A 23,560-nucleotide genomic window follows, 5' to 3' on the forward strand; every position below is an offset into this window, starting at 1 on the left:
GTAAACTCCAATATGATTGGACTTCATTATACCATCAACAGCTCCCGGATATCCTGCTCGGATAAGGTAGTCGATCCTCGATCTCCGGGTTCAATGACTTCGGCAATCAAATCTTTTTTGCGCTGCTGCAGTTCCAGAATCTTCTCCTCAATCGTACCTTCCGTAACGAGGCGGATAACCTGTACAACTTGTTTCTGTCCCATACGATGGGCACGTCCGATGGCCTGTTCTTCCACGGCGGGATTCCACCACAAATCATATAAAATAACAGTATCTGCACCCGTTAAGTTCAAACCGGTACCGCCAGCCTTTAACGAGATCAGGAACAGTTCGGCTTCGCCTTCGTTGAATCTGCGGCACATCTCTACCCGACTCTGTGCAGGTGTCTGACCATCCATGTAGAACAAATCTCTCCCCTGTGCAGCGAGCGTCTGTCGAATTAGATTCAGCATGCTAGCGAACTGGGAGAAGATGAGAATCCGCTTGCCAGCAGCCAGACAATCCTCTACCGTCTCCAGCAGCTGCTCCATTTTCCCGGAATCCCCTTGATAACCCTCCACAAAGAGAGCAGGATGACAGCACAACTGGCGCAGGCGTGTAATACCAGCAAGTATTTTGATCCGGTTCTTCTGAAAACCGTTCTCTTCCATATCCTTGGATGTCTCATCCTGAAGCTGGGATAGATAGGCGGCATACAGTTTCTTCTGTTCGTCCTTCAGCTCGGAGCGCTGTACGGTTTCAATACGATCGGGTAATTCCTCCAGCACGTCTTTCTTAAGACGACGGAGAATAAACGGACGAACCATTCGCGCGATCCGCTCAGGTGGCAGGTCCCGGAATCTGCGATAACTTGGAAACAAGCCCGGGAAAACCGCTTCAAAGATTGACCACAGCTCATCCAATGAATTCTCCACGGGTGTTCCTGTAAGAGCGAAGCGACGTGGTGCCTGAATCTGTTTAACCGCCTGAGCCGTCTGGGAAGAAGAATTTTTGATTGCCTGGGCTTCATCCAAAATAAGCGTATGAAACGTTCTCCCCAGATATGTGTCCAGATCACGCCGCAATAGAGGGTAGGAAGTCACAATAACATCTGCGTCATCCATACCTGCGAGCATACTTGCACGTTCGTCTTTTTGACCCGCTGCAATCAATACTCGCAAATGCGGTGCAAAACGGGCAAATTCATTCGCCCAGTTGTACGTTAATGAAGCTGGTGCAACGACGAGTACTGGAGGATAAGCAGGTTGTTGGTGCAACAATCCGACCTGTAATTCATCTGGGATGTTACTCTCGAAAGTTCCCTCATCGACAGTGTGACTAGCATCACCCGGATTGATATTGTGCTGTTTCGGCTTTTCTTTCAGTTCTGCCGCGATATAGGCGATACTTTGCAGCGTTTTTCCAAGTCCCATATCATCTGCCAGAATGCCGCCAAATCGGTAAAATGCGAGTGTACGCAGCCACTGGTATCCACTCGCCTGATAATCACGCAGCACAGGATCAAGCGCATCCGGCAGTGCAAAATCCATCCGCTCGGGATCACGAAGATCATCCAGGAAACGTTTCAGGGAACCTCCCCACTTCACATGTCCGGAAACCTCGTCCCGGCCCGGAAGCTGTAACGCCCGAACTGCTGGCATCCGAATATGACTGCCCTTGATGTCGCCCGACGCAAGTCCAAGCGAGTCCGCCATGTGTGCGAAGCTGTCGGCTCCTTCATTTTCGAGAGAGACAAACACACCGCTGCGCAAGCGGAAATACGGTTTCTTTTCCACAATGCTGCGCATAATTTCCTGAAGCTCCAGCTCATCTACACCTTCCATCTCGAATGAGATCTCCAGCCAATCCAAGCCTTTGCCCAGATCTGCCCGAACTTTCGGCGGTGTCGGATAGGATTGCACCATGGCCTTCACCGCATTCGGGATATAGATATCTACCTGCTTCTCAAGCTCCGGCAGCAGATGATACATCACATCGTATACCGCATCTTCTCGTTCACTTGCCCATACACTGCCATCCCGTTCCAGGAAAGAGCGATCTAGTCGGTCGATCAGGTTACGCTCCGCATGACGGTCACGTACCAAAATCACCTTTTTCTCTTCCTCATCGATCAAATATTCGGCCAGCGGATTAATTACCATTACACCATAGTCAAACTCCAGACGCGCAGTAATCCGTTCCCGGTAGAAATCGATATACAACTTTGGCGCAAGCTCCGGCTCTGCGATTCGTTCTCTCACCTGGGAGTCGATAGACAGATGTCCAAGTGTTCGCAATTCCGGTACTACATGCTGCACAAATTCATCCACCTGCTGAGCTGAAATATCGATACTTTCCTTGATTCCATAAGATGTGAGCGCTCTGCTCAAATCCTCCAGACTTCGCATCTGCATCGGCTCCAACATATGCAATTGCCCTTCCACCACGGCAGCATCATAGGCTGGAAGAAGAATCAGCTCACGCAATCCGGAGATCTCCAGCTGATATCCTTCATTAGTCCCCTGCGCAATACGGTAAAATAAAGGCAGTGCCCCCTCACCCAAAGTGAGCGGACCATTCGCTAACCCTGTCCCCTCCATCCGGCTATCTGCCTGAAGCAACAAATCCAGTAGAGGCTTCCAGACCAGAGGAGCAATCAATATATCTCTTCCGTCTGTAGCACCCAAGTAACCCGAGATGGATTCGCGGTATGCTTCCTCACTCTGCCTCATTCGAATAAGCATAGACAGGATCGCCTGATCCTGGGGCCGAAAATAATGCATTGAAGGGTCGTAGAAAAATAGCTTGGTAAACGACATCGGCTCACCATTCTCAATGCAGTTCAGGAATTGCTTCACTTTCTGAACGACATACAGGCGTTTATTTCCGACCTTCAGTTCAAGCGCGAGTTTGGCTCCACCTTTGTGAACCTGAACAAGCTTGCATATAAATTGGAGCTGCAGCTCCTCCCGCAATGAAGACCTGGTTACAGGCGCAGTGTATTTACGATCATTTGCATGCAAAGGGCTGCGTTCTTTGGCAAACATGGAAAGAATCTGATCTGCAGTTCGGTACGAAGGTTTATCTGCTGATCTTCCCCATCCAGGAGCAGAGCTTGGACGACCTGCTTGAGCGAAATGCACAGACGGACGATCCCTATCCGCATGGTCATCAAGCTTGGAATCGGAAGACAATGGCTCCGCTACAAAGGCCTCAGTAGATGAAGTCGAATGTGATCCCATTTTCGATACTGAGTTGGTATTTGAAATGGAGTTTGGACGCTCCCACTCATTCTCCTCCACCAGCGTTCCTACTCTGGAACTGGAGCCACGATCAGGTTTAGACACCAGCTTCGAGGATGTTTGAGAGCCCGTGTCACGCTGTTCTCCCCATTCATGAATCGCCAGCAATACGGCAGCCACATGTTTGCAATAGTCATAATATCTCCCATCGCCCGGACAGCTGCATCCGGCAACAACCTCACCTGCATCATCCAGATCAACCGTTACTTTGTATCGTTCTGTACCTCGAACCACAGCTTCGTAATGGCGTTCATCGTGACTGGCGACCAGATTGGTCACCCTGCCAGATTGGTTATACGCTTCTCCCCGTTTGAATGCCGTGACCCCGCACAGCAATTTGATATCCATCATCGTGAATGGCGCCACGGTCTTCGCCTCCTATATTACTCTGACAAACAAGATACCACATACGAATTTAGTATCGGTATAGTTCAAGTCTATTTTATAGAAAAAACCCCAAGAGCTCCGTAAAGCAGAGATTGGGGTTGCAGTATAGTTCAACTTCATGCTTGTTCTGTTTATTTCCGTTTCGATCTATTATTTCACCAGTTGACCACGCGTTACGCCAAGCTGGTTTGTTGCTTTCAGTGTTTTCCAAACTTGTGTACCACTGATCTCGCCACGCAGAGCACGGTTGTACAGATCAATAACCTCGCGCACCTGCTCTGGAGTTTCCTCCAGGAATTCAACACGGTAACGGGATACACCCAGATCCATGAAGTTGGTCAGGTATTCAGCACCGGATTGTTCCACTGCATTATACACGGTATTACGGCAACCTTCGTCCACACGTACCGGGTGAGACATACCGATCCGGTCTTGCAAGGAAGCCCGGTGATCTTCACATGGACGTCCACAGTTGGTAAAGTCCGTTCCTTCACTCATAAACGTACAGTACACACAGTGCTCAGTATGGAACATCGGCAAATGCTGATGAATAACGACTTCCGTCTGACTTGTACGGGAGTGTCCCAGCAAATCAACCATTTGCTGAATGTTCAGGTCATAAGAAGGTGTAATCCAGTCACAACCTGCTTCCAGGAACAGTTCCACTGCTTTGTGATTGGCAATGTTGAGTGAGAAGTCACCGATCAATTCAGGATGCTTCGCATCCGGGTTCTCCATCCGGTGGCGCAAGTAGAAGTACAATGCACCCGTATTACGTACGAGCACAGCATCCGGCTGCAAACGCAGGATGTTGTTGTGATACCCGTTCTCACCAGGCATATGAATGCGTGGTGTTGCCAACGCAATCTTGCGGCCTGCGGCACGAACAGCTTCCACCGCTGCCGGGAACTGCTTGATAAACTCGAAGTCGGCGTAGATCATGCCGACACCCGCTTCCAGCGCTGCCTCTACTTGTGGCAGGCTGCGGCAGAGCGCGGTCAGCTCCGCATGACCGCGAGCAACTGGCGCTGCTGGTTTAACCGCATCGCCGTAGACTTCCACCGCCCGTTTCACATACACGGGCGGTTTAGGGCGCTCGCCCGCGAGTTGTTCCACCGCCTGACGGCGAATGTTATTCAACTCGCGCATCGGTATGATGACGTCACCATGCAGGTTGACGTCCAATTCTTCCAGCTGGAACACAGTGCCGCCCAGACGTCCGAATTGCTCTTCGAGCAGTTCGTGCGTCATTGGACGCTTCTGGGCAATATCCAGTTCCATCTCGGAATTCACACGGACCGTCGTGCCCTTCTGCACGTCCGTCCACCATGTGCTGAGCGGCTGCCCAGGGCTGCCGATAACTTTTACGTTTACCGGGAAGATGCGATAAGGCTTCTCGGTTTCAAAGCTCTGACGCAGATGTTTGTCCAGCGCAGGGTCATTCGTTTTCCACACTTTGTCGCCAACTTTCACGCGGCGCAGGTCCACGTCACTACGGCCTGGTACAACGTCCACGATCCAGCCTTCCTCGGCTTCGCCTTCAAGCTTCACACCTTTGCGACGTACATCGTAGACACGTCCGCCCTCTTCCTTCTTCGTCGGATCTCCGGCATCAAATACGATTCCGTCTCCACGTTTCACGGGTGCATCAAGCTTCAGGACAACACCATCACGCAACACTTGGTCTACACGACCCAGATAGACGCCACGGCTTTTCGGGAACGTACCGTCAACCAGCTGTTTATTGTTCGTTCCGTCCAGGAAACCGTGCGTGAATCCACGAGAGAAGCTCTGCTGCAATTCACGAACTTCTTCCTTACTTGGAGGCGTATTATCTCCATCAAAGTAACGGTCAATCGCTTTGCGGTATTTACTAACCACGTTGGCCACGTATTCCGGCGTTTTGAGACGTCCTTCGATTTTGAAGGAAGTTACGCCTGCTTCGATCAGTTCCGGCATCAAGTCAATCGCAGCCAGATCCTTCGGAGACAGCAGATACGCCACATCGCCCATTGGTTTATGCTCACCATCCACCATCAGGTCGTACGGCAGACGACAAGCCTGTGCACATTCCCCACGGTTGGCGGAGCGTCCACCCCACATTTCAGATGTCAAACATTGCCCAGAATAAGATACACACAACGCACCGTGAACAAATACTTCCATCGGCAACTTCGCCTGTTCTCCGATCTTCTGGATCTGCTTCAGATTGTTCTCCCGTCCAAGCACGACACGTTCCATATCAAACGGCTTCGTAAACTCCACCGCTTCCGGTGACGTAATCGTCATTTGGGTGGAACCGTGAATCGGGAAATCCGGCGAGATCTCGCGAATCATTTTGACCAGACCCAAATCCTGTACAATTACGGCATCCACACCTGCATCGACACAAGCATCAATCAGTTCTTTGGCATCCGTCAATTCATTTTCAAAAATCAATATATTAAAGGTCAAAAAACCTTTTACGCCATAACTGTGCAAAAACGCCATAATCTCCGGCAGCTCGTCCATACGGAAATTGTTCGCCCGTGCCCGTGCATTAAATTTTTCGACTCCGAAGAAAATCGCATCCGCGCCGTTGGCTACCGCCGAACGCATACAATCCCAGTCACCTGCGGGTGCCAGAAGCTCAACGTCTTCTCTTCGTATTGTTGCTGTTTTCATGTGTATCCTCCCCATAACCGGCATAGCCGGATTTCATCCCTGTACCCTGTACGCTAAATCCTGTACCTTAATTCCATACGCCTGCATTATCACTGTATCGCTATATCTATACATTATGTCTGTATTGCCTGATTCCCAAGCCTACAGTCATTCTTATTTTTCAGAACAGCAGTCATAACTCCTGAACTAGTATAGTGTACCACTTCTGCAACGACTCTTCTACGCTTTCCTGAAAAAACCGTTTATCATTTTCATTTCCATCTCAATATGAAAAACCGGAAGGTCTCTTGACCCTCCGGCAACACACATCTATTTTATTTCAGTATTTCGCATTATTTGATAAAAGTAAATGAGTTTACGGCTTTTTCCAGCGCCGCTGCCTGGACTTCTGTCTTGTTGGCGTCATTCAGCCCGCTCGTAATGGTATACGTCGTTCCATTCTGTTCAAACACGATCTGACGTCCGGTATACGGCACACCATTGTCCACTTCATGATAGATAAAGGAAAACGCAGGCACACCCGCAAACGTCAACTCCTCACTGCTAAGCAACTTGAAGTTTTTACGTGTTTTGGTTGCTTCCGCATAGGCCTCTCTAAGTTGGCTGACGGTCATTTCAATGGATTTGTCCTCACTTGCGGCAATGGAGAATTGGCCACCTGTGAAGGTATACACGACAGGAGAATACTCAAACCGATCATTGTACGGCGTCCAGTAACGCGGAATATCTACACTGTAATGATAACGTTTGGACGTTCGTGTCACAGCTTTTGTTTTATCCGTCAAATACGGGTCTTCATCCAGCTGTCCGAAATTATCGGATACGGTATCAAAATCAATCTCGACACTCTTCATGATACTCTTAAACCATTCACGATCCTTCGTCTGCTCCTCAGGGAACGTATACTCTGCATAATAGCGATAGCCGTTTTTTTGCAAAAGAACATCAAACTCCGTCTGCCATCCATCGCCAAAGTTATAACGGAACTCATTCACCTCAGCAGTCTCGCCTGATACATCCATCGTATACGAACCTATCGGTTCATAACTTTCCGGCGTGAACGTCTCACGCATCCATTTGTCCAGTTGGCCGCTCCACTCTTTGACCGTCGCACCTTTCGGTGCAGATGTAACACGCAGCTGCAGATATGCACCATCTTTGCCTTCATATATCATCTGTGTGTTGTCCATGGACCAACCTGCTGGAATCTTCAGTTCAATGCCATAATCGTCATTCCAGGTAGAGCGCATACCCTCATCTACGGTTGAAAGATCCTTAATTGTACGATCGGACTGTGCATAAGTAGGCTGGAATGAATTAAGCAGCGCTGCACGTTTGCCCAGATCCTTGTAATTCAGTGCTTCATAATCCGCGAGATATACATCAAATTGGCGACCATCATGGATATATTGACGCATTTCCCATAACACCCCGTCCGCATCTTTAACCACAATCCGGGCATAAGGGGTTTTCCCTTTGTCAATTGATTCCCGATCGAGCACCGTATCTCCGCTCTCTTTCGCTTCCTGAACAAGCTGCTGTAACAAATCATCCGAATCCAGATTAACATCCTGGTCACTCACATACACTTCAAGATAATAACTGCTGTCTTCCGCGCCAAATGTCATCATGCGCTCCTGCTCACCCGTTTGCAGAATCATGAGGTCAGATGGGTAATTAATGGACCAGCCGTAATAACTGTTACCAATTCTCGTTTTGCCTTCGTCCAGATTAATGCCGCCCTCGTCCTCATCCACCGATTCATCCGTTTGCAATAATCGAATGACCATTTCTCCAGAGCTACTAGGGGCAAGTGTAGCGCCAATCCCCGCGGCTACCGGTCGGAGCGGCACCATGAGCACGCCATTTACCATTTTTGGGGCAGCGCCCATCTCTTTTTTGACTCCATCCACCCAGGCAATCGAACTGCCAATGGTTAAGGTGACAGTATGCGGGCCTTCCTTAACCTTGACCACATCATTCTTCTCCAGTCGGATCTCACTACCAAAAGCTTTCTTGAATACACCGACAGGAACCATCGTAACCCCTTTGAACTTATATGGTTTGGCGATTGCCTGCTTGCTGCCATTGATATAGGCGCTCGTACTACCCGCTGTGATCCGCAGCTCACTTGATATAAGATCGGATGCCCCCGCAGGCAATGCCGCTCCAATGCTCAGCATCCCGGCTAACATTCCTGTGCTCAGCACACGTAAAAATGATTTTTTCATTCCGTTCATTCGTCCTCTCTGTATCCGGATTGCTCGCCGGGCTTTATTGATCTTCATCTACAGTGAACTGCTCATCTTCATCGTCTTGGAAATCCGCTCGATCAGCAAGGACCACCGTACGAGTGACAATATCGCCGTCCGTTTGCATTAACAGTTTGACCTTCTGACCTGGCACATACGCTTTGAGCAGCTCATTGATATCCACCACAGAGGACACACGTGTGCCTGCCACACTGTATAACACATCTCCCTCTTTGATTTTGGCTTTCTTCGCTTGAGCTGACAGCACACCCGTAATCGTCAAAGGATCATCTGTAGGCAGGCCCACAATCGCTGACCAGCTCTCTTCCAGTTGCAGTCCAAGGCTTGCACGCTTGATTTTTCCGTATTCAAAGAACTGATTGATAATATATTGAACGGTATCTACTGGAATTGAAAATCCCATGCTCTCGATACCCACTGCTGAAAATTTCATAGAGTTAATACCAACAACTTCACCTTTGAGGTTGACCAGCGGTCCGCCGCTGTTGCCCGGATTAATGGCCGTATCTGTTTGAATCAACCGATAGGTGGCCTCCACTCCCCGATTAAGCCCACTGATTACGCCTACTGTCGCCGAGTTACGCAAAGAGAAGGAGATCGGTGTGCCGATGGCAATGACGGTTTCTCCAACGCTTGTTTGTGAAGCTTTGGCAAAGGTCGCCGGTTTAAGAGATTTAGCATTAATTTTGATTAGAGCGATATCGCTCAAAGGGTCACTGTATGTTTTGGTGATTTTATATGTATTGCCATCGGTCGTCACGACCAACGGATCGATTAATCCATCAACTACATGGGCGTTCGTCACAATCCAGCCGTTAGAGCGGATGATCACGCCAGTGCCATGAGCCAGGTTATAACGGTCCGATGTGACGCCATCCTGTGATTCAGTAGATTTGCCGATGATGCCTACAACAGACGGAGATACTTTTTCAATTACTTTCGGGACTGCTTCACTGCCCTTATACTGAAACGTTCCAGATTTGGCGTCATATTGGCCAGTTCCTCCGAGCGCTTTGACTAAATCCTTTGAATTAACATATACTTGTCCATCTACCACTTTGGCTTGCATACTTGATGAAGACTCCGCTGCTCCAGCCGTTGCTGCAACACTGATCGAGAGCACAGCAGCCATCAGTATGGCTACACCCTTTTTCCCCAACACTCTCATTCTCTCACCTAACCCTCTCTATATATCCTCCGTTATGCAACCGAAACCATAGGATCCAACACTGAATCTCTTTCTCTATTATCTGCAATACCGGTATCCTCAAATTTAACATACAAATTATTCCTGTACAATCGCTTTAAGACCTAATTTCTATAGAGAAGGCCGTATTATCCACACCACTCTGCAAAACACAAAAAAACACCCTCCTAAATTCCATGGAAAGTGTTTGTCTGTTCTTCTACTTGCTGTTTTCAAATAAGTTCAGCGTTGTCTACGAACCAAACCAACCGGTAATCATGGCATAGTCCGTCAAAAGGAATACAAGCAGACTGACCACTGCAAATCCGATAGCAAACAAATTCTTCTTCGGTGCGCGAAGCAGACGAACCACTCCGATGAAAATCAGGATCGTAAATAAGATGACAAAAATATCAAACGCATTAAAATTCGAAGTACTCGCCGCGGCAGCTTCTGCAAACAGCATGGATAGACAGACCTCCTCACCATAGTTGAACAGCTAAACGCATACCCTAATATCTTCCTCTATGTTATCTGTACCCTGCTTGTAATGCAAGCCCTATCATCCAGAAAAATGAAAAAAATCCAGTTTGGCAGTAGATTGTTGGAATGCTTGCTCTACCGCATATGTAAACACTTTCACCGATGTCATATAAGATTGACACAACGGCAAAATATCAGAAAACCCTTCTTCTCGGAAGAAGAGGACATCGAATCATACATCGATGCGCCTACTTCATGAAAAGAAGGGTTAGATATTTAAAAACAAGCTGTAAACTGGAGCATTTACTCCGTCAATTGCAACGTCTTGCTTCGTTCCGTATCCCGCTCCAATACAGGCTTCAAGTACTTACCTGTATATGAAGCTTCCACTTTAATAATATCCTCTGGCGTACCTGTCGCAACAATGGTTCCGCCACCACTTCCACCTTCTGGACCCAGATCAACGATATAATCGGCTGTTTTGATAACGTCCAGGTTATGCTCGATAACCAGTACCGATTCTCCCGAATCCACCAGACGGTGCAGGACGTTCAGCAGACGATCAATATCATCGACATGAAGACCAGTCGTTGGCTCGTCCAGAATATAGATGGTTTTACCCGTACTGCGACGATACAGCTCGGAAGCAAGCTTCACGCGTTGTGCTTCACCACCGGACAACGTTGTTGCAGGCTGTCCCAAGTTAATATAGCCCAACCCCACGTCGAGCAAGGTTTGCATTTTGCGATGAATTTTCGGAATGTTCTCGAAGAACTGCGTTGCATCCTCTACCGTCATTTCCAGCACATCTGCAATATTTCTATTTTTGTATTTGACTTCAAGGGTTTCGCGATTGTACCGTTTGCCTTTGCAGACCTCACAAGGCACGTAGACATCTGGCAGGAAGTGCATCTCAATTTTGATAATGCCGTCCCCGCGACATGCTTCACAACGACCACCTTTAATATTGAAACTAAATCTGCCTTTTTTGTATCCGCGCACTTTGGCTTCATTGGTCTGTGCAAACAGATCACGGATGTCATCAAAGACGCCTGTATAGGTAGCTGGGTTGGAACGTGGTGTCCGTCCGATTGGAGACTGGTCAATATCAATGACTTTATCGATATGTTCCAGACCGCGAATCTCTTTGTGCTGACCTGGGCGTACTCGTGCGCGGTTCAAATCACGCGCCAGCGTTTTATACAAAATCTCATTAATTAGCGTTGATTTACCCGAGCCGGATACACCCGTTACTGCGGTGAATACACCCACTGGAATTTTTACATTGAGGTTTTTCAGGTTATTTTCCTTCGCTCCACGCACTTCCAGCCAGCGGTCCCCGACACTACGACGTTCCGTACGTACCGGAATAAACTTGCGCCCGCTCAGATATTGACCCGTTAACGAGTTCTCGTCATTCATGATTTCTTCCGGTGTGCCCTGAGACATGATGGTACCACCGTGGATACCTGCCCCAGGACCAATATCGATAATATAATCGGCGGCCATCATCGTATCCTCATCATGTTCAACCACGATCAGTGTGTTACCGATATCCCGCATATGAGCGAGAGTTGAGATCAGACGATCGTTATCCCGTTGATGCAGACCGATACTCGGCTCATCCAGAATATACAGTACACCCATCAGGCTGGAACCAATCTGTGTCGCCAGTCTGATCCGCTGGGCTTCACCACCGGACAACGTTCCTGCAGCACGGCTCAGGGTCAGATAATCTAATCCTACGTTTACCAGGAAGCCGAGACGGCTGTTGATTTCTTTTAAAATAAGCTTAGCGATTATTTCTTCTTTTTCACTCAATTGTAGCGAGTCGAAGAAACGACCAGCTTCTCCAATGGACAAACTTGTCACATAAGCCATGTTGTGATCGTTAATCGTAACAGCAAGGCTTTCACGTTTCAGTCGCTGACCTTTACATGTTCCACAAGGCTTAGCACTCATATAACCTTCAATGAATTCACGGATACCTTCGGATGCTGTCTCACGGTAACGGCGCTCCAGATTATTCACAATACCCTCAAAGGTAACCAGTGCTTCTTTCCGTTGTCCAAAATCATTCTCGTACCGGAAACGAATTTTCTCCGTACCTGTACCCTGCAACAGCTTGTTCATTTGTTCAGCAGGCAAATCTTCTACAGGTACGTTTTGTGGAATGTTAAAGTGCTCGCATACCGATTTGAGGAACTGCGGATAATAGGTGGATGTGCCACCTGTCCAAGCATCAAACGCACCGTCTTCAATTGTTTTGCTACGATCCGGTACTAACAGGTCCGGGTCAACAATCATTTTGACACCTAATCCATCACAATCCGGGCAGGCGCCAAAGGGGCTGTTGAATGAAAACATGCGCGGCGCCAGCTCTTCAATACTGAACCCGCACACCGGGCAGGCAAAGTTGGAACTGAAACGCAGTTCTTCTTCACCCATAATATCTACCAGCAGTTGTCCACCGGACAGATTAAGTGCAGTCTCAATAGAGTCGGCCAAACGTGATTGCACATCTTCCTTGATCACTATCCGGTCAACCACAACTTCAATCGTATGTTTTTTGTTCTTCTCCAATTGAATATCTTCGGACAGATCACGTAACTCTCCGTTCACTCGAACACGGACAAAACCTTGTTTGGAGATATCGGAAAACACACTTTTGTGTTCACCCTTGCGTCCCGAGACAATCGGTGCCAGAATCTGCAACCGGGTCCGTTCAGGATATTGCATTATGCGGTCTACCATTTGTTCAACGGTCTGGGAGCTAATTTCCACGCCATGATCCGGACAATGAGGATGTCCCACACGTGCAAATAACAGACGCAGATAGTCATAGATTTCCGTAACGGTTCCCACAGTAGAACGCGGGTTACGACTTGTCGTTTTCTGATCTATGGAGATAGCCGGGGATAATCCTTCAATGGAATCAACGTCCGGTTTCTCCATCTGCCCCAGAAACTGTCGTGCATAAGCCGATAATGATTCAACGTAACGTCGCTGTCCTTCGGCATATATCGTATCAAAAGCCAGCGAGGACTTGCCTGAGCCACTCAGACCGGTCAATACAACAAAACGGTCACGCGGGATGGTGATATCAATGTTTTTGAGGTTATGCGCTCGCGCGCCTTTGATGACAATGTTCTCGCTCGCCAATGGTATTCATCCTTTCAATGTTGAAATTCCAACCTTTTTTAAAGGCTTTTCGATCCCTCCCAAACCCTCCCTTCCAAGGGAGGGCCCCAAAGGGCACAGCCCTCTGGACACCCGAAACAAGCGGTGCAATGGTGAATGGTCGGGTCTTGCTATGTGAAGGTTGTCGTGTGCCAGCAGCTTCGTCCAAGATCCCGGCCGATCGCCGGTCTCTTGGACGGCCGCTCTACCACGAGAGGGCGCTCACGGCTTCGCCTCGTTCGCGATAGGTCGCCATTGCCTTTGGCTCGGCTCCCCTTAAACACCAGGACGCTCACAGCTTCGCCTCGTTCGCGAAGTTCGCCATTGCCTTTGGCTAAGATCCTGGGGACACAACTTCCAAATCTTTTCCTATAAACCGTTTAACCAATTTCAACTTTTCTATCAGTATAGACCTGATTTTAGGTTTTCAACATGTCTAATTATCGGTAGACATCACTGATTTCCTGACTCAACAAGAGAACGGCCACCCGGCCGTTCTCTTGTTGCAGATCTATCCTTGCTGCGACACATTCATTACTGTGCCTCTATCTTAAACTTATGCTGTCTGTCTTAATAAGCTATTCTGCGCGCAGTTCCAGCAAAGCATCGCGAAGTTCAGCAGCACGCTCAAACTGCAAGTTTTTGGCTGCGTCTTTCATCTCTGCCTCTAGGCGCTGAATAAGTGACTGACGTTCCTTCTTCGACATCTTCTCGGCAGCGCCTGTAAGATAGTCTTTCTTGGATTCGGCAACTTTGGTTGCTTCAATCACATCACGCACTTTTTTACGTATCGTCTGTGGTGTAATGCCATGCTCTTCGTTATATTCAATCTGGATTGCACGACGGCGTTCCGTTTCCTTAATTGCCTTATCCATCGAATCCGTCACTTTGTCACCATACAGAATGACTCTACCTTCGCTGTTCCGCGCTGCCCGACCAATCGTTTGGATCAGTGAGCGTTCCGAGCGTAGGAAGCCTTCTTTGTCGGCATCCAAAATGGCTACCAGAGAAACTTCTGGAAGATCCAGACCTTCCCGGAGCAAGTTGATTCCGATAAGGACATGGAAAACCCCTAGCCTTAGATCACGCAGGATCGCCATACGCTCCAACGTCTTGATCTCGGAGTGCAAATAACGAACCTTGATTCCGATCTCCTTCAGATAATCTGTTAAATCCTCGGACATCTTCTTCGTTAATGTTGTAATCAGAACCCGCTCGTCTTTCGCAATCCGGTCGTTAATCTCACCGATCAGGTCATCGATCTGCCCCTTCGTTGGACGCAGTTCAATAATTGGATCAAGCAGACCGGTTGGACGAATGATCTGTTGTACCATCGTATCCGTATGCTCTATCTCGTAAGGACCTGGTGTCGCGGATACATAAATGATCTGATTCATCTTTTCTTCAAACTCGTCGAATTTGAGCGGACGGTTATCCAGTGCAGATGGCAGACGGAATCCGTGATCAACAAGTACAGTCTTCCGTGCTTGGTCACCGTTATACATTGCACGGATCTGTGGCAGCGTCACGTGGGACTCATCGACCACAATCAACATATCATCTGGGAAATAGTCCATCAGTGTGTAAGGTGTATCGCCTCGTTCACGGAACGTCAGTGGTCCGGAATAGTTCTCAATCCCTGAACAGAACCCTACTTCCTTCATCATCTCGATATCGTAACGTGTACGTTGCTCCAGTCGCTGAGCCTCCAGCAATTTCCCCTGTTCTCTCAGCACTTCAAGACGTTCTTCCAGTTCACGCTCAATGTTCACCAGCGCGACACGCATCGTCTCTTCTTGGGTTACGAAGTGAGATGCCGGGAAGATGGCGATATGTTCACGTTCGCCAACCAATTCTCCAGTTAACACGTCAATCTCCGTAATCTTTTCAATCTCATCACCGAACAATTCCACCCGAATCGCATGTTCACCCTTTGATGCAGGGAAAATCTCGATAACGTCACCGCGAACGCGGAACGTGCCACGCACAAAGTTAATGTCATTACGCTGATATTGAATCTCTACCAGACGAGACAAAATCTGATTGCGTGGTTTCTCCATCCCTACCCGTAGGGACAGAAGCATGCTGGAATAGGAGTGCGGCGAACCCAAACCATAGATGCAGGATACACTCGCTACAATAATGACATCCCTGCGTTCAAACAATGAACTCGTAGCCGCATGGCGCAACTTATCGATCTCTTCATTGATACTTGAATCCTTCTCGATATACGTATCCGAGGAAGGAATATAGGCTTCTGGCTGAAAGTAATCGTAGTAACTGACAAAATACTCAACCATGTTATTCGGAAAAAAGTCTTTGAACTCACTTGCAAGCTGTGCTGCCAGCGTTTTATTGTGGGCAATAATCAGCGTGGGACGTTGCAGCTTGGCAATCGTCTGTGCAATGGTGAATGTCTTACCTGTACCGGTTGCACCCAGCAGCGTCTGATATCTCTTCCCTTCCTGAACACCCTTCACCAATTCTTCAATGGCTACAGGCTGATCACCTTGGGGAGAAAACTCTGACTCGATTTCGAACGTTTTGTCGCTCATTATAATATCGCTCATTGCCGTATCTCACCCTATCGTCTAAAATAATAGTCACTATATATTGTCGAAGTTCCCCGAATTTACATATGGGAAAACTTATAGTAATAAGAATATTTGTTCCCGTTTAATTATACCTCGTCTGTGCAAGTGATGCAATCGCGAACTAAAGATAGGAGTGGGTTAATTTATGGATATTGCGACACTTATCGGCATTATTGCCGGGATTGCCGCAGTCATTAGTGGTTTCTTATGGGAAGGTGGCCAATTATCCGGTCTGATGCAAAAGACCGCTGCTCTAATTGTATTTGGTGGAACGATCGCCGCAGTTGTTGCCAGTTTCCCTGCACATCGGCTGCGTACGATTCCTGCTGCCCTCCGCATGGCCTTTGGGCGTAACAACAATGACTCAAGCCAGTGGGTTGAAGAACTTGTAGATATGTCTTCAATTGCTCGCCGCTCAGGCGTACTTGCACTGGAACGAAAAGTGATAGACCATCCGCATCCATTTTTACAAGATGGTATTCAAATGGTTGTCGATGGCACAGATCAGGATGTAGTTCGCCAGATCATGGAGATGGAGATTGATTCCGTCGAACAAAAATATGAAGGTTATGCCAAAATTTTTGAATCAGCAGGCGGTTATGCTCCAACGATGGGTATCATTGGTACCGTGATGGGACTTATTCAGGTACTTGGCAGTCTGACCGATCCTACCGGACTCGGACCAGCAATTGCTGTTGCCTTTACCGCAACCCTTTACGGGGTCGCCAGTGCCAATCTTATCTTTTTACCCATTGCTTCCAAAATTAAATCCCGTGGAGCAGACGAAATTCAAACGATGGAAATGCTGCTCGAAGGCGTACTATCCATCCAGAACGGGGAAAACCCTCAGCTTGTGCGTAAACGGCTCGAGTCCTTTACACTTACTCACCGCCAAATTACACGTCCTGTAGTGAAGGAGGGATTGGATGAGTCGGCGCAGTAAACGGCGCGGAAAACGTGAACCTGGAGATCATCGAGATCGCTGGATGATTACCTATGCCGATCTCATTACCCTGCTACTGATCTTTTTTGTGATCATGTATGCCATGAGCAATCTGGATTCTGGTAAATACGATGTGGTTACTCAATCGTTGCAAAATACTTTCAACCAATCCAATTCCCTGCTTGATCAAGGGGAAGGCCTTGGTGGTACAGCTGGACAAGCCATTACCAAAAATCCACCTTCTCAGATTCAGGGTGAAGATCCCGGAGAAGGCGAAGGTTCTCCTTCCGGCTCCGAGACAGGTACGCCAGATGATGAAGATCAGCCACTTACGGAGCGTGAAGAGCAATTCAGATCACAGGAGCAGGAACTGCAAAATCTGTTCAATGTGATTACCCAGTATATCGAAGACAATAAACTGGAAAATCAGATTTTTGTTGCAGACAAGCCGCAAGGCATTTCTATCACACTCAGTGACCGCTTCCTGTTTGATCAGGGAAAAGCCGCACTCAAAAGTGATGCTGCACCCACACTGAGCAAATTGGCAAGCCTGTTCCGCGATTTGAGTACAGTTGTCAGCATTGAAGGGCATACGGATAACGTTCCTGTCGGAGCAAACGCTACCTATAAAGATAATTGGGAGCTTTCCGGGGAACGTGCACTGTCTGTATTGCGTTTTTTTCTCGACAAAGAAAAGCTTGACCCTGACGGATTCCAATATGCCGGATACGCGGATACGCGCCCAACTGGGGATAATACTACCGCCGCAGGGCGGCAAAAAAATAGACGTGTGGAAATCACCGTTTTACGTCAACTCCAGCCTTAATCTCCAACATTTCCTATGAAGGATCCTTGCTTTATTATAAAAAGCACGTTCTTACTGAATTCGATTCAGCAGAACGTGCTTTTTTTTATACTTCTATCTCTTATTGCTAAACGACAGATCCTTATTTTCTTCGTTGTACAGCAATGGCACACGGTGTGATTACCTTCATCATACAAACGATCAACACATTACGCATCTACGCCTGGCTGGCTGGGACGAAGAATCGCAGAACCCACCGTCAGTAAAATAGCTGCCATGCCAAACAGTATCAGTAGCGGCATTGTAATATCCGACAACGTACCACCAGCAGAGATCGTTTCCACCGCTTGAATCGCCCATTTCTGCGGAACAAAATTAGCAAGTTTTTGCATGTAATCCGGCATGATCGACAGCGGCCAGAAACAGCCACCAATCATACACGTCGGTGTGATAATCAGTGAATTCAGCATAGTTGCATTTTTGGATTCACGAATCAAACCGGCAACCGTACTCGCAATCCCCATGGAGACCAGCATAAATGCGGCCAGAATGAGAAGATGGATGCCAAATGGAAGCCCCGCATCATAATGTAGCCCCCATCTGCTAATCACCAGCACCAAAACAATTTGGATCAAACCGATCGCAAAACTTCCCAAAAAATTGCCCAGTGCAATTTCATAAGCGCGGACCGGCGCCGTGTAGACTCTGGCCATCGTCCGCTTCCTGCGGTCTTCCATAATAACAGCAACTGTACTGGTCAGCAGACCCATCATGAACATAATTGTAAATCCGGTTACGTTGTTCAAACCCGGTTTTGGATAAATCTTCAGCTCAGTTGCTTCACCCGAAATTTGATGTTTACCAAGTTCAATTAACAGCTCTTTAAATTTTGCTTGGGCCAGAGCTGGATCAGGAGTCTCACCCGATGCCGCATCTGTTGCTGCCAATACTGCCGAAGCAGATTGATTCAATCCCGCCGCCAAACCTTCAACAGCAGCTCTAAGCGTATAAGAGCTTTCACTGACACGAAGTTCTACCAGCTGGATTTCAGGCTGTTTGTCTTGCAGTAAATTGTCCGTGTAATGCGCCGGGATGACAAGTCCTGAACTCCCCCTTTGCTGCGCGATGGCTTCATTAACTTCCCCAACGGTTTTCATGGGTTTGAGCAAATATTCCTCTTTGCGGCCAAGCTCATCCAAGATCCATCTGCCTGCTGCACCCTGATCCTCGTTTACATAAGGAATGACTGCACGTGTTCCCTCCTCGCTCCCAAACAGCGCAATTGTTCCTGTGACGACAAGGCAAGGAAGAAGAAAGAATGTGATGAAACCACGTTTGCGCAAAATCGTGCGCCGGATCATCAGCCAGGCAATATTCAGGCTATTCATAGCGATATCCCGCCTTTCTATAGATCAGTCCCGCTGCCGCCACCATTACTGCACATACCGAACCAAGCATCATGATGCTGTACATAATCTCACTTAAGGGAGCGTTCAGCATCATCCGCAGAAAACTTTGCAAAGCCCAGTGGTTTACCGTAAATTCGCTTATTCGCTGTACAAAACCAACGGCAATGGGTGTAAATCCACCGCTAATAAATGTCATGGCAATAATGATGCCTTGAAGAGCGGCGCTTGCGGATGCGGAATTCTTGAAAAGCAGGGCAACAATCACGCCGAGAGTCATGGAAGCCAGCGTAATCAGCACACAGATTAGAACAATTAGCCAGGGATGTGTGCCCCAGTTCACACCATATAACCAATGTGTCGCCAGTACGATGATGATGGCCTGCAAGAAAGCAATTAGGCTGTTGCCTGCAATTTTCCCTCCAAAAATGACCCCATTGCCTATTGGAGCTGCCTGTAAGCGAGTTAGCGTTTTTTTGTCTCTCTCACCAAACAGACTGTTGCTGGTTGTCATACCTGAGTAAAGCATGAACATGGCGAGCATGGAAGCTGCATAATATTGTGAAGCACTATAAGAGGTACCCACTTCTCCGGGACTGCTGACGGCTATATATGAAGAGCTCGTTCTATTGGTCTGTGAATGCTCAGCCATTGCAGCTACTGCGTCAGGACCTAACACTTTCGCAGCAGCGACCTGTCTGTTCAGTTCATCCGTGAACCGCGTAAACAAAGTCTCACCCACAACATTGAGCGTGCCATCTTTCCCCAGTATCCATTGCAACCTCGCCTCTTCCCCCTTCATGACCTGCTCTTCCAGATCTGATGGGACAATTACGGCAAAATCCAGATCACCACGTCGAAGTGCACTTACAGCCTCTTTTTCCGTAGGTATGTTCTGTACCTTCATCATTTCGCTTACTGCCAAAGATGTCACAAATGTATTTAGTGCTTTACTGATCGCATCTGAACCGGAATCCTCTTCTGTTTGAATGATCCCTACTCTCACTGGGTCAGGAATGGCTTCTTTTGCCGTCCCCATTGTACTGGAGAGTGCAGTACCCAATATAAAGATGAGCAGCAGCGGCAGAATAAACAGATTCAGCAGAACGGAACGAATTCTCAGAATCCGTCTCAATTCAAAGATGCAAATATGCCATATGTTCATCTGACATCCTCCTAGTCCCGAAGCGTACGTCCGGTCAGATTGAGGAAGAGCGTTTCCAAATCAGGCTCTTCAACCTTGAGCGATTGAATGGAGATTTCATGTTTGCTGCAAATGAAGAGCATATCCTGTAGGTCCTGCTGTGCAGAAGGCAGCGTAATGGTCAATGTATCGTCTGATACTTCTACTGCCCGCACACGGGGGTGAAGTTTTAACTCCTCCACAACGTCGTGACCAATGCCCGAAGTGGTGAGCACTATTTTTTCCTCAGATGCAACCCGTTCTCTCAGTTCTGCTTCGGTGCCGCAGGCAATGATATGCCCCTGATCCATAATCGCTACCCGGTGACTGATTGCAGCAACTTCCTCCATGTAATGACTTGTATAAATAATGGTTGATCCCATCTGATTAAGCGTACGGACCGACTCCAAAATATGATTCCGTGATTGCGGGTCAATGCCCACTGTTGGTTCATCCATAATGATTAAATCCGGCCGATGCATAATGGCACACGCAATGTTCAGCCTGCGTTTCATACCGCCAGAGAAAGTGGATGGGGCATCCTTCGCTTTGTCCTGCAAACCTACAAATTCGAGGGATTCCTGCACTCTTTCTTTAAGCATTTTTCCACGGAGTCCATATAGTCGGGCAAAAAAAGTGACATTCTCCGCAGCGGTCATCGTTTCGTATAGAGCCAGATCCTGTGGTACCAGCCCGATTTTGCGTTTTACTTCAAGCGGCCGCTCCTTGACTGATATGCCATCCAACCGAATTTCACCCTGATCCATATTTAAAAGACCAGCAATCATGCTAATGGTAGTACTTTTCCCAGCTCCATTGGGTCCAAGCAATCCAAAAATTTCACCTTTACCGACACTCAGATTTAAATGATCCACTGACAGCTTGCTACCGTATCGTTTCACGACGTGATCCACTTCAAGCATAGCCATAGATTATACACTCCTCTTCCGTCCAGCTTCCTGCGACTGGATTTTCATATCTGTATTGTAACGAATTGTGATCTTCTGCGAAGGTACGAAAGGTCATGAAACAAAGGTGACTTAAGTCATCTTCGGTTGGGAAAACTGCCTATGATATAATCGACATACATTACCGTAAGGTATACCTTCACTTCTAAAATAAAGGATGTCTCTGACATATGCCGATACGGTTGCTGCAATACGGTTTACTCATAGTTCCTGCGGTCCTGTACATTCTGGTGCTACCCCTGGAACAAGAAGATAGTTATACTCTGTATATTATCATTGCGCTAGGACTCGCGGTGTGGAAAGACTTCTCCCGTTCAAGTATGCAGCTTTTGCTGCTCGCGGCCGAAATCCTCTTCAGCTGCTGGCTGATCGCTCTATATGGCCCATTTATGTTTTTCCTCTCCTTATCTGCGCTTTATGTGTACATGTACAGACTGGATAGGACCCAGCGGTGGTTAATGCTCACCATTCAGCTTATAGCCAGCAATATTGCGCTACATTGGTATTACGTCCCACCACAGGAGCTTCATTCGTGGCTTACACTTCACACCAACACGGCCATTCCTTTTAGCTTCACCCAAGAGACAATGGCTCGGGTTGCAGGTAACTTGCTCCTGCTCATCACCGCAACACTCTCTTGGCAGGGGTCTAGAAGCGCGAGCAGCCGTGGGCAGCTTGAACAGGTGTACGATGAGCTGCGAAGTAAACATTACGAGCTTCAGGAGGCACGCGAACAATTGCTGCAATTCACGAAGCAGCTTGAAGGAGCAGCACAGGTTGAGGAGCGTACCCGGATATCCCGACAGCTTCATGATGATATTGGTCATCGCCTGATTCGTACTAAAATGATGTCTGAGGCAGCCCTCTTGACCCTCCCTATACATCCTGAACAGGGCACAGAAATGGTGAGACAGATTCGGGATCAATTGGCCTCCAGTATGGATGACATGCGCACCACGCTTCACAAATTGCGGCCTGACTCTTATATATCCGATGCCTATGCATTAGATCGTCTGCTTGAAGACGTTGGCCGGGAAACAGGTGTGAAAACGCGTTACGAAGTGCGTGGGCATTCACATGCACTCTATCCCAGTATGCAGATTGTCTTGTACAAAAATGCCAAAGAGGCCGTGACCAATGCACTCCGTCATGGTAATGCCACTACGATTAGTGTGGAACTGGAATTTGGGGAAAGAGAAATCTGTATGTCCATCAGCAACGATGGGAGGATCCATACCCTTTCCACCAAGGAACAAACGAAAAGAAGACATGAAGGATCTCGTGCTAAACCGGACGTAAAGGCAGAGTCTACAGGACTCGGCATGGGACTTGAAGGAATGCGCCTACGCACACAGATGGTTGGTGGGAAACTGGAGATCAAGTCGGACTATCCCTATACGGTGATTACACGCCTGCCTATGGCGAACAAAGCTGAACTGATCTGAACTGATCTGAAAAAGGAAGTGATTTGCTCATGTCAGACCTGAATGAATTAAATAACTCGAGCCATTCTGTTCACCCTGAGTCCATTCGGCTGATGCTTGCGGATGATGATTCCTTTATCCGTGAAAGTCTCAAAGTCCTGCTTGGACTCGATCCCGGCATTACCGTTACAGGTACAGCTTCAAACGGCCGGGAAGCTCTGGAACTGCTGGAGTCCGGAACAATTGCCGACGTTGTACTTATGGATATTCGCATGCCAGATTGTGATGGAGTTGAAGGTACCCGAATCATTAAAACACGTTTCCCTGACGTGCGTGTACTGATGCTTACTACGTTTGACGATGATGAGTATATTATCCAGGCTTTGCAAAACGGAGCCAGCGGTTATTTACTTAAAAATGTGCCACCTGACCGGATCATTCAGGGCATCAAGACTGTACATAACGGGGATATGTTGATTCATCCCGATATTGCTCGTAAGCTCGCGAGTCTACTCCGTCCTGCTGCAGCGCCTCAGACACATGAACCCATTGACTCTTACGGACTAACCCGTATGGAAATGGCTGTTGCAGAGGCTATATCAGAAGGGCTGTCCAATAAAGAAATTGCCGCAAAGCTATTCTTGAGTGAGGGCACAGTCAAAAACTATGTTACGGATATTCTCGGCAAGCTTAGTTTGCGCGATCGGACTCAGATCGCCATTTTCATGTTAAAAAAGTAGCAAAAAGGGTATTTCCCTCGCCCAATTAGGCGGAGGAAATACC

At 47.9% G+C, this 23,560-nt stretch carries 14 protein-coding genes; 4 read left to right on the forward strand and 10 right to left on the reverse strand.

The window, feature by feature from the left end; all coding sequences use genetic code 11:
* Nucleotides 1-26 precede the first annotated feature (26 nt).
* The 7 genes from HP548_RS02150 to uvrB all read right to left on the reverse strand — a co-directional run bounded on the left by HP548_RS02150 (nt 27) and on the right by uvrB (nt 16,024).
* Nucleotides 27-3,647 (reverse strand): SNF2 helicase associated domain-containing protein, encoded by a 3,621-nt coding sequence (locus HP548_RS02150; protein WP_175380730.1) that lies wholly within the window; start codon nt 3,645-3,647, stop codon nt 27-29.
* Between the two features lie 171 nt (nt 3,648-3,818).
* Complete coding sequence (locus tag HP548_RS02155; protein WP_175380731.1) at nt 3,819-6,332, reverse strand: U32 family peptidase; 2,514 nt, start codon at nt 6,330-6,332, stop codon at nt 3,819-3,821.
* Between the two features lie 332 nt (nt 6,333-6,664).
* The gene (locus tag HP548_RS02160; RefSeq protein WP_246317872.1) at nt 6,665-8,563 is read right to left on the reverse strand and encodes a stalk domain-containing protein; all 1,899 of its coding nucleotides are present in this window, start codon (nt 8,561-8,563) and stop codon (nt 6,665-6,667) included.
* A gap of 43 nt (nt 8,564-8,606) precedes the next feature.
* On the reverse strand, nt 8,607-9,773 hold the full coding sequence (locus tag HP548_RS02165) for a S1C family serine protease (RefSeq protein WP_246317874.1): 1,167 nt from the start codon (nt 9,771-9,773) through the stop codon (nt 8,607-8,609).
* Nucleotides 9,774-10,044: 271 nt separating this feature from the next.
* The gene (locus tag HP548_RS02170; protein WP_076287653.1) at nt 10,045-10,257 is read right to left on the reverse strand and encodes a hypothetical protein; all 213 of its coding nucleotides are present in this window, start codon (nt 10,255-10,257) and stop codon (nt 10,045-10,047) included.
* A gap of 320 nt (nt 10,258-10,577) precedes the next feature.
* Nucleotides 10,578-13,436 carry an excinuclease ABC subunit UvrA gene (uvrA, locus tag HP548_RS02175; RefSeq protein ID WP_076287652.1) on the reverse strand — a complete coding sequence of 953 codons (2,859 nt, stop codon included), beginning with the start codon at nt 13,434-13,436 and terminating at the stop codon, nt 10,578-10,580.
* A gap of 596 nt (nt 13,437-14,032) precedes the next feature.
* On the reverse strand, nt 14,033-16,024 hold the full coding sequence (gene uvrB / locus HP548_RS02180) for an excinuclease ABC subunit UvrB (protein ID WP_076287651.1): 1,992 nt from the start codon (nt 16,022-16,024) through the stop codon (nt 14,033-14,035).
* Nucleotides 16,025-16,193: 169 nt separating this feature from the next.
* Between uvrB and HP548_RS02185 the strand changes: the two genes are divergently transcribed.
* Nucleotides 16,194-16,991: a flagellar motor protein gene (locus HP548_RS02185; protein ID WP_175380732.1), complete on the forward strand. Its 798-nt coding sequence runs from the start codon at nt 16,194-16,196 to the stop codon at nt 16,989-16,991.
* Nucleotides 16,975-17,817 (forward strand): flagellar motor protein MotB, encoded by an 843-nt coding sequence (locus HP548_RS02190; protein ID WP_099859229.1) that lies wholly within the window; start codon nt 16,975-16,977, stop codon nt 17,815-17,817. The genes HP548_RS02185 and HP548_RS02190 overlap by 17 nt, the downstream gene beginning before the upstream one ends.
* 188 nt (nt 17,818-18,005) lie before the next feature.
* On the opposite strand, the gene HP548_RS02195 is transcribed toward HP548_RS02190, so the two are convergent.
* The 3 genes from HP548_RS02195 to HP548_RS02205 are packed head-to-tail and all read right to left on the reverse strand — an operon-like array spanning nt 18,006 to nt 21,314.
* The gene (locus tag HP548_RS02195; RefSeq protein WP_076287648.1) at nt 18,006-19,184 is read right to left on the reverse strand and encodes an ABC transporter permease; all 1,179 of its coding nucleotides are present in this window, start codon (nt 19,182-19,184) and stop codon (nt 18,006-18,008) included.
* Nucleotides 19,177-20,367 carry an ABC transporter permease gene (locus HP548_RS02200; RefSeq protein ID WP_175380733.1) on the reverse strand — a complete coding sequence of 397 codons (1,191 nt, stop codon included), beginning with the start codon at nt 20,365-20,367 and terminating at the stop codon, nt 19,177-19,179. The genes HP548_RS02195 and HP548_RS02200 overlap by 8 nt, the downstream gene beginning before the upstream one ends.
* Before the next feature lie 11 nt (nt 20,368-20,378).
* A complete protein-coding gene (locus tag HP548_RS02205) occupies nt 20,379-21,314 on the reverse strand; it encodes an ABC transporter ATP-binding protein (RefSeq protein ID WP_079695673.1) in 936 nt (311 codons plus the stop codon).
* Nucleotides 21,315-21,523: 209 nt separating this feature from the next.
* Here HP548_RS02205 and HP548_RS02210 point away from each other — a divergent pair, with 209 nt between their 5' ends.
* Together HP548_RS02210 and HP548_RS02215 are read left to right on the forward strand one after the other, a co-directional pair.
* The gene (locus HP548_RS02210) at nt 21,524-22,798 is read left to right on the forward strand and encodes a sensor histidine kinase (protein ID WP_175380734.1); all 1,275 of its coding nucleotides are present in this window, start codon (nt 21,524-21,526) and stop codon (nt 22,796-22,798) included.
* 29 nt (nt 22,799-22,827) lie between these two features.
* The gene (locus HP548_RS02215; RefSeq protein ID WP_099859224.1) at nt 22,828-23,517 is read left to right on the forward strand and encodes a response regulator; all 690 of its coding nucleotides are present in this window, start codon (nt 22,828-22,830) and stop codon (nt 23,515-23,517) included.
* The last annotated feature ends 43 nt before the right edge of the window (nt 23,518-23,560 follow it).

Source organism: Paenibacillus taichungensis (assembly GCF_013359905.1).
GTDB classification, from domain to species: Bacteria; Bacillota; Bacilli; order Paenibacillales; family Paenibacillaceae; genus Paenibacillus; species Paenibacillus taichungensis.

Coding starts and splice junctions, on each gene's coding strand:
- HP548_RS02155 (WP_175380731.1), bottom strand. CDS start 6,332: ATGAAAACAGCAACAATACGAAGAGAAGACGTTGAGCTTCTGGCACCC.
- HP548_RS02160 (WP_246317872.1), bottom strand. CDS start 8,563: ATGAAAAAATCATTTTTACGTGTGCTGAGCACAGGAATGTTAGCCGGG.
- HP548_RS02165 (WP_246317874.1), bottom strand. CDS start 9,773: ATGAGAGTGTTGGGGAAAAAGGGTGTAGCCATACTGATGGCTGCTGTG.
- HP548_RS02170 (WP_076287653.1), bottom strand. CDS start 10,257: ATGCTGTTTGCAGAAGCTGCCGCGGCGAGTACTTCGAATTTTAATGCG.
- uvrB (WP_076287651.1), bottom strand. CDS start 16,024: ATGAGCGATATTATAATGAGCGACAAAACGTTCGAAATCGAGTCAGAG.
- HP548_RS02185 (WP_175380732.1), top strand. CDS start 16,194: ATGGATATTGCGACACTTATCGGCATTATTGCCGGGATTGCCGCAGTC.
- HP548_RS02190 (WP_099859229.1), top strand. CDS start 16,975: ATGAGTCGGCGCAGTAAACGGCGCGGAAAACGTGAACCTGGAGATCAT.
- HP548_RS02195 (WP_076287648.1), bottom strand. CDS start 19,184: ATGAATAGCCTGAATATTGCCTGGCTGATGATCCGGCGCACGATTTTG.
- HP548_RS02200 (WP_175380733.1), bottom strand. CDS start 20,367: ATGAACATATGGCATATTTGCATCTTTGAATTGAGACGGATTCTGAGA.
- HP548_RS02205 (WP_079695673.1), bottom strand. CDS start 21,314: ATGGCTATGCTTGAAGTGGATCACGTCGTGAAACGATACGGTAGCAAG.
- HP548_RS02210 (WP_175380734.1), top strand. CDS start 21,524: ATGCCGATACGGTTGCTGCAATACGGTTTACTCATAGTTCCTGCGGTC.
- HP548_RS02215 (WP_099859224.1), top strand. CDS start 22,828: ATGTCAGACCTGAATGAATTAAATAACTCGAGCCATTCTGTTCACCCT.